Below are 707 nucleotides of genomic sequence, written 5' to 3' on the forward strand. Positions count from 1 at the left end.
ACAGATAAGCCTAAAACTAGCGCTCCAAAACAATCAGAGAAGCCAAAATCTAGCGCTCCAAAACAATCAGAAAAACCTAAATCTAGCGCTCCAAAACAAACAGAGAAGCCTAAATCTAGCGCTCCAAAACAAACAGAGAAGCCTAAAACTAGCGCTCCAAAGCAATCAGAGAAGCCTAAAACTAGCGCACCAAAGCAATCTGATAAACAAAAGAATACGGCACCTAAACAGGATAAGCCAAAGTCTACAGTCCAGTCTGGCTGGGTAGGCTCATCTTATTATGAAAATGGTGTTAAAGTCACTAATAAGTGGATTTTTGATAAAAAAGCTAATTCTTATTTCTACCTAAATGCTTCGGGAAACGCTGTTCGAAATACTTGGGTTGGAAATTACTATCTTAAATCAGATGGTAAGAGGGCAAAAAGCGATTGGATCTATGATAAAAATTCTGGTTCTTATTACTATTTGACAGCTGAAGGAAGTTCTGCCCGTAATAAATGGATAGGAAATTACTATCTTAAATCAGACGGTAGGATGGCCAAGAATGAATGGGTAGATGGTGGCCGTTACTATGTCGAATCAGATGGTAAAATGGCTAGGGATAAATGGGTAGATGGTAGCCGTTACTATGTGGGAAACAATGGCGTCCGGCAACCAAAACCAGCAGGCGGGAATCAAAACAATGCTGCTTTAACTAAAGCGAAAAG

General features: G+C 39.9%; 1 pseudogene. It reads left to right on the forward strand.

What is annotated here, in order from left to right:
* Positions 1-707 (forward strand): annotated as a pseudogene (locus O3643_RS08315) (N-acetylmuramoyl-L-alanine amidase family protein); the annotation flags it as partial.

Source organism: Streptococcus sp. 20925_1_44 (assembly GCF_041432435.1).
In the GTDB taxonomy this organism is placed as follows: Bacteria; Bacillota; Bacilli; order Lactobacillales; family Streptococcaceae; genus Streptococcus; species Streptococcus infantis.